7 protein-coding genes are annotated in these 6,393 nt (G+C 75.3%); 2 read left to right on the top strand and 5 right to left on the bottom strand.

The window, feature by feature from the left end; genetic code table 11:
• Positions 1-24: 24 nt before the first annotated feature.
• Positions 25-936 carry a DNA-3-methyladenine glycosylase gene (locus IDM29_RS13750; protein WP_188037651.1) on the bottom strand — a complete coding sequence of 304 codons (912 nt, stop codon included), beginning with the start codon at positions 934-936 and terminating at the stop codon, positions 25-27.
• Positions 937-1,037: 101 nt separating this feature from the next.
• On the opposite strand from IDM29_RS13750, the gene IDM29_RS13755 reads away from it, so the two are divergent.
• The gene (locus IDM29_RS13755) at positions 1,038-2,609 is read left to right on the top strand and encodes a class I SAM-dependent methyltransferase (RefSeq protein ID WP_188037652.1); all 1,572 of its coding nucleotides are present in this window, start codon (positions 1,038-1,040) and stop codon (positions 2,607-2,609) included.
• A 51-nt stretch (positions 2,610-2,660) separates the two neighbouring features.
• Positions 2,661-3,053 carry a hypothetical protein gene (locus IDM29_RS13760; RefSeq protein ID WP_188037653.1) on the top strand — a complete coding sequence of 131 codons (393 nt, stop codon included), beginning with the start codon at positions 2,661-2,663 and terminating at the stop codon, positions 3,051-3,053.
• Positions 3,054-3,115: 62 nt separating this feature from the next.
• Here IDM29_RS13760 and IDM29_RS13765 read toward each other — a convergent pair whose 3' ends face one another.
• From IDM29_RS13765 to IDM29_RS13780, 4 genes are all read right to left on the bottom strand, one after another.
• Positions 3,116-4,048, bottom strand: a complete 933-nt coding sequence (locus IDM29_RS13765) for a WXG100 family type VII secretion target (RefSeq protein ID WP_188037654.1) — start codon at positions 4,046-4,048, stop codon at positions 3,116-3,118.
• A complete protein-coding gene (locus IDM29_RS13770) occupies positions 4,048-4,371 on the bottom strand; it encodes a WXG100 family type VII secretion target (RefSeq protein ID WP_182111859.1) in 324 nt (107 codons plus the stop codon). The genes IDM29_RS13765 and IDM29_RS13770 overlap by 1 nt, the downstream gene beginning before the upstream one ends.
• Complete coding sequence (locus IDM29_RS13775; RefSeq protein WP_182111860.1) at positions 4,368-4,766, bottom strand: YbaB/EbfC family nucleoid-associated protein; 399 nt, start codon at positions 4,764-4,766, stop codon at positions 4,368-4,370. The genes IDM29_RS13770 and IDM29_RS13775 overlap by 4 nt, the downstream gene beginning before the upstream one ends.
• A gap of 103 nt (positions 4,767-4,869) precedes the next feature.
• Entirely contained in the window at positions 4,870-6,240 is a 1,371-nt protein-coding gene (locus IDM29_RS13780; RefSeq protein ID WP_188037655.1) for an APC family permease, read from the bottom strand.
• Positions 6,241-6,393 lie beyond the last annotated feature (153 nt).

The following is a 6,393-nucleotide window of genomic DNA, read 5'->3' on the forward strand; positions in this document are numbered from 1 at the left end:
CGGGCGAGAGGCCCGGCCGCGCCGTCAGCGACGGCGGTGGTCCTCGATCGCCAGGCGCGGCCCCCGGCGCGGCACGCGCGCCGCGCCGCTGAGCAGGAGCAGCCGGACGGCCCGGTGGCGGTGCGGGCGGTAGGGCTCGAGGAGCGCCAGCATGCGGTCGTCGTCGACCTTCTCCCCCACGAGCGCCCAGCCGACCTGGCCCGCCAGGTGGTAGTCGCCCACGGACACCGCGTCCGCGTCGCCGAACGCGCGCTGCGCGGTCTCGGCGGCGGTCCAGACGCCGACGCCCGGCACGCACCGCAGCCGGGCGAGCGCCTCCTCCCGCGGTAGCCGCCCCGCCTCCTCGAGCCGGTGCGCGAGCCGCGCCGCGGCCACCACGGTCCGCGCGCGTCCCGGGTCGACGCCCGCGCGGTGGAAGTCCCACACGGGCACCGCGGCCCACGCCTGCGCCGACGGCGGCACCCGCATCCCCGCGGGCGCCGGTCCCGGGGCCGGCGTGCCGTGCGCCCGCAGCAGGTGGCGCCAGGCGTCGTGCGCGGTGCGCGTGATGACGCGCTGCTCGAGGATCGCCGGGACGAGCGCCTCCAGGACCCGGCCCGTGCGACCGATGCGCAGCGACGGCGCCCGGCGGTGCGCCTCGCGGACCGGACCCGGCGGTGGGTCGAAGGTCGCGGCGTCGTCGTGCGCGCCCAGGACCGCCGGCGCCGTGGCCAGGGCCTCCCCCGCGCCCGGACCCCATGCGAGGACGTCGACGGCGCAGGGCCCGCACTGCGCCAGGCGCACGGTGGCCGGACCCGACGGCATGAGCGTCGCCCGCCACACCGCGCCGTCGGGCCCGAGCTGCCAGGCGGGGTCCCCGAGGCCGCGGCGCAGCGGCGCCAGGGTGCGCCGCACGTCGACCGGCCCGGGCAGGGTCACGGTCCGCTGCTGCTCCACCGGCCCATCGTCACACGCGCCTGCGACAGCCCCGTCCCACGCCGCCACCGCCCGCGGCGGACACGTCGGCGGGCGCGCCGCGGATCCGGCACGGTGGGCACATGCCCGTGCGCCACGTCCTGTTCCCCGGCCGCCACCACCTCGTCACGCGGTTCCAGACCGAGTACCTGCGCGACCTGCTCGCGGGCCGCCTCACGGACACGGCGGGCGAGCCCGTGCGGTGCGACGACGACGCGCGCGTCGTGTGGGCCGTCACCTCGGCCACCCACTCCGGCACGCGCCGCAACCCGGTCCCGGCGCACCGGCGCGAGGCGATGATCGAGCGCGTCGGCGCCGCCGAGGGGACCGAGCCGCTCGTGGTGCCGGTCGCCGACGTCCCGCCGAGCGACCGCTTCGCGCGCACCGTCCTGGGCAGTGTCGAGGTCTGCCTCGGCCTCACCCTGACGCCGGCGGACACCGTCGTCGCGTGCTCGACCCCGGCGGTGGCGGCGCTCTGGGCGGCGCTCGGCTTCCGGGTTGCGCCCGTCGAGGACGGCCACCCGGACGCACCGGCGCGCCCGTGGGACGTCCTCGAGCTCGCCGTCGCCGGCGACGACCGGTGGCGCGACCTGGCCCACCCCGCAGCCCTCGCGTACTACGAGCGCTACGGCCTGGCCGACGTCGTCCGCACCGCCTACCTGGACCCGACCGTCGGCGCCGAGGGCGACCTCACCGCCACGCGCGACTACCGGTCCTACACGGCCGACTTCGACGACGCGTCGGACCGCAAGTGGGCGCAGGTCGGACCGCACGTGCAGCCGGGCCGGGTGGTCGACCTCGGCTGCGCCGCCGGCGGCCTGCTCGAGCGCGCGGCGCGTGACCCGCGCCTGGCGGAGTCCGACCTGTACGGCATCGACGTCTCCCGCCACCTCGTCGCCGAGGCGGAGCACCGCAAGGCGCAGGGCGTGTTCGCCAACCCCAACGTCTTCTTCGCCCAGCGCAACCTGCTCACGGGCCCCGTCTTCCCCGACGCGACCGTGAGCACGACGACGACGATCGCCCTGACGCACGAGATCTCGAGCTACGGGCGCGGGCGCGACGACCTCGAGCTGCTCGCGCGGCGGATCTTCGCCCACACCGCACCCGGCGGCGTGTGGGTGAACTCGGACGTCCTGGGTCCCGAGGGCGGGGACCGCACGGTCCACCTGCACCTGGACGGCGAGCCCGGCGAGGCCCGCGACCTGGGGGCGCTCCCGGGCGACGACGTCGCCGCCTACGTCGAGGCGCTCTCCCCCGCGGGCCGCCTCGCGCAGTTCGCCCGCGACTTCCCCGCCCTGTCCGGCGGCGCCTGCGACGTGCGCTGGGTGGCCACGACGAGGCGCGGCGACGGCGGCGTCACGTCGGTCGCCGAGCTCTGCCTGCGCGCGGCGATGGAGTTCCTGTACACGCGCGACTACGTGCGCAGCTGGCTGTCCGAGTGCCACGAGCGCTTCTGCGACATGACGTGGCCGGACTGGTCCGCCCTCCTGCACGACGTCGGCTTCGAGCTCGCCCCGGCGAGCACGGCGTGGCGCAACGACTGGCTCGTCGCCCACCGGCTCTCGGTCGGGGCCCGCCTCGTCGACCCCGTCACGGGCGACGACGTGCCGTGGCCCGACACGCACGTGCTGACGGTCGCGCGACGCCCCGCGTGAGGACCCCGCCCGGCGTGCTGCGGGCCGCGGGCCGCTGCTAGCGTCACGCCGGTGACGACGCCCCCTCCGCCGCCGCCCCCCGGTCCCCCCGGTCCGACGCCGCCGTACGCGCAGCAGCCGTACGCGCAGCCGCCGTACCCGCAGCAGCCGTACCCGCAGCAGCCGCAGTCCGCGGACCCGCCGCTGCCGAGCGTGGGCGAGCTGGGCAAGGACATGGCGCGCGAGATGGGCCAGGGCCTGCTCGAGATCGCGGTGTGGGCGCTCGCCGTCGTCGTGGTCGTCGGCGGCCTGGGCCTGGCCGGCTACCTCCTCGTGGGCCGCCTGGGCCTGGCCGTCGGTGTTCTCACCGGCGTCGTCGTGCTCGGTGTGCTGTGGGTCGTCCTGATCGTCACGGGCGCCTCGCTCGCGTCCCACCTGGTCCGCCGGGAGCGCTCGCCGCGCTGACGGTCGGCGCGGCCGAGCCGCGGGCGCCGCACGGCCTCAGCCGGCGGCGCCGCGCGGTCCGCTCAGCGCAGCGGGGGTGACGGGATGCCCTTGTCGATCTTGTCGATGACCTCGGACGCACCGCGGAGACCCGACCGGATGGGCTCCGGGATGTTCCCGATCGGCCCGAGCCCGTTGTCCAGCCCGTCGCGCAGCGGCGTCTGCATCCCGTCGTTGCCGTTCAGCTGGTCGTCGGCCTCGTCCGCGATGATGTCGCGCAACCCCTGGAGCCCGGTCCTGCCCGCCTCCGTCAGCGGCGACGCCGACAGCCCGGTCAGCGGCTGCACGACCGGCTTGAGGATCAGGCCCTTGACGAGCAGCGTCTTGATGAGGAACCCGTTGCGCGAGAAGAACTTCATCTTGTTGACCGCGCGGAGCAGGTTGGCGAGCTGGGTCAGCAGGCTCGCGACCTTCGCCAGGACCGTCGCGATCTTCGAGTAGGCGACGGCACCGCGCGCCGCGGCCGCGGCGGCACCGGCCGCGGCCGACGCCCCGAGCGTGACCACGCTCAGCGCCGCGCCCACGACGAGGGAGAGCAGGGCCCACTCGATGAGCTCGCGGATGATCGTCGCGACGAGCTCCTCGGCCGTCTCGACCTCCATCGCGGCGTCGTCGAGGAACTCGGCCGTCTCCCGCGTGGAGTCGGCGAGGCCCTCGACCTTGGTCTGCAGCTCCTTCATCGAGGCGGCGAAGGCCTCGTGCGCGTCGCCCTCCCAGGCGCCGGCGAGCGGCTGGAGGACGTCGCGGTGGTGGTCGACGAGCTGGTCCAGCGTGGTCGCCAGGTCACGCCACCGCTGGGCCGTGGACCGGACCTCCTCCGAGTCGCCCGTGACGGAGTCGAACATGTCCGCCAGCGGCGCGACGACGGGCCGCAGGACGGCGTCGACGAGCCCGTCGAGGGGCGCCATCCAGCCGTTGATCTTGTCCCAGACGGAGACCGCTCCACCGACCGACATCAGCTGCCTCCGGACATCAGCTTGGTGAACATCGTCGCGACGGCCTCGTCGGAGCCCACGTACGCGTCGCGCGAGAGCGACAGCGCGTCACCGACGTTGTCGTAGATCTCCCTCAGGGCGGTCAGCGCCTCCCCCAGGCCCTCGTACCGCTGATCGAACGCCGCCTGGATCTCGTCCGACGACGGCAGCTTGCCCAGGCTCCCGGACGGCAGCTTCAGCTCCCCGCGCCGTCCCTGCAGGTTCGCGTACCGGCCGGCGAGGTCGTGGTGGCGGTTGGCCGCGAGGCTCAGCGCGTCGTGCTCGACGGAGAACTCGCCGCTCACGCGCCGGCCTCCGACTCGCGCTGCCGCCGGTCGGCGATCTCGTCGCGCAGCAGGTCCCGGGTGGACTCCGGGACGCGGCCGGCGATGAGGTCGCGCACGTCCTCGGCGCCGGGCATGCCCGCGGTGAGCGCCGCGACCTGCTCCCCCATCGCGACCTGGGCGCGCCCGAGCGCCTCCAGGACGGCCGTCCGCAGCTGGTCGGCCGAGAGCCGCTCGGCCACGGACGTGAAGACGACGTCGGTCACCACGCCGGAGGAGCCCACCGTGACGGTGACGGCGCGCTCGGTGCTCTGACCCGTCGCCCGCGCACCGGCCAGCTCCTGCTCGAGCCGGGCGGCTGCCTCGAGCCGCACCCGCGCCTCCTCCTGCATCCGCTCGACCCACGCGTCGGTCATGGCTCCACCAGCGCTCACTCGTCTCCCTTGTTGATCTCGGTGGCCTGAGATTAGGGGGGGACGGCGATACCACGCCACGAGAGGCCGAGGCGAGAGACCAAGGTCACCCGGAAGGGGGAACCGACCGGCCCACGACGGCCCGGTTCACCGCGTACAGCACGACGCCGATCGCGAGCAGCAGCCCGGCCCGCAGGTAGACGTCCGCGCCGCGCCCCGTCAGAGGGCTCGCGAGCACCGCGCTGACGACCGCCCCCGCGACGGGCACCCAGGTGGCGGCGCGGAAGTGGCCGCCCTCGCCCGGGTCCGTGCGGCGCAGGACCAGCACCGACACGTTGACGACCACGAACACCAGGAGCAGCAGCAGCACCGTGGTGTCCGCCAGCCCTGCCAGGTCGCCCGTGCTGACCAGCGTCAGGGCGACGGCGAGCGTGAACGCGATCGCCACCCACGGGGTGCGCCGCGTCTCGTGTACCCGGCCGAGCACGCGCGGCACGATGCCCTCCCGCGCCATCCCGTACACCAGGCGCGACGCCATGATCATGTTGATGAGCGCGGTGTTGCCCACGGCCAGCAGGGCGATGACGGCGAACAGCGCCGGCGGGAACGGGACCCCCGCCACCTTGACCACCTCGAGCAGCGGCCCGCTCGAGTCCACCAGGGTCTGGGTCTCGACGAGCATGGAGGACGTGAAGGCCACCGAGAGGTAGATGACGCCGGTGATGGCCAGTCCTGCGAAGACGGCGCGCGGGAAGTCGCGGCGCGGGTCGCGGCACTCCTCGGCCAGGTTGACCGAGTCCTCGAAGCCCAGGAGCGCGTAGAAGGCGAGGGCGGTGCCGCCGAGCACCGCCAGCAGGACGCTGCCGCCGTCGCCGTCGAGGCGCACGGCCCGGCTCACGTCGCCCTCGCCCGTGGCGACCGACCACACGCCGATCGCGACGATGACGAGCAGCCCGGTGAGCTCGACGAGCGTGAGCACGACGTTGACCCGGACCGACTCCGAGATGCCCACGAGGTTGATCACCGTCACGAGCCCGAGGAACACCCACGCCGCCGCGACGGTGGGCACGCTGACGAACTCGGCCAGGTAGTCCCCGCCGAAGGCCCGCGCGGCCGCGGACGCCGACGTGATGCCGGACATCATCACGGCGAAGGCGACGAGGAACGTCAGGAAGGGGCGCCGGAACGCGCGGTTGGCGTACAGCGCGGCGCCCGCCGCCGTGGGGTACTTGCCGACGAGCTCGACGTACGAGGCAGCGGTCAGCGTGGCGAGGCTGAACGCGACGAGGAACGGCACCCAGATCGCGCCGCCGACCTCCGCCGCCACCTTCCCCGTGAGGGCGTAGATGCCGGCGCCGAGGATGTCCCCCACGACGAACAGCAGCAGCACCTTGCGACCGACGGTCCGGCGCAGCCCGCCGTCGTCGGCCGGCGCGCCGTCGGTGGCCTCCCGCGGCGCGGTGGGTGTGGTGGACACGCGGCCTCCCTGTCCCGGGACACGGCTCCGACGACTGCACTCCGACAACTGCGGTCCGACAACTGCTCCGTGAGCGCAGTGTGAGGCCGCGGCCCGCGGCGCGCGCGCCCAGCGCCGCCGCCCGTGGGCGTGCCGCCCGCGGCGCTCAGCCGG

The organism is Actinotalea sp. JY-7885 (genome assembly GCF_014525465.1).
Classification (GTDB): domain Bacteria; phylum Actinomycetota; class Actinomycetes; order Actinomycetales; family Cellulomonadaceae; genus Actinotalea.

Bases quoted from the DNA above. Each gene is read 5' to 3' on its own strand.
- IDM29_RS13775 (WP_182111860.1), bottom strand. From the start codon at position 4,766: ATGACCGACGCGTGGGTCGAGCGGATGCAGGAGGAGGCGCGGGTGCGG.
- IDM29_RS13765 (WP_188037654.1), bottom strand. From the start codon at position 4,048: ATGTCGGTCGGTGGAGCGGTCTCCGTCTGGGACAAGATCAACGGCTGG.
- IDM29_RS13755 (WP_188037652.1), top strand. From the start codon at position 1,038: ATGCCCGTGCGCCACGTCCTGTTCCCCGGCCGCCACCACCTCGTCACG.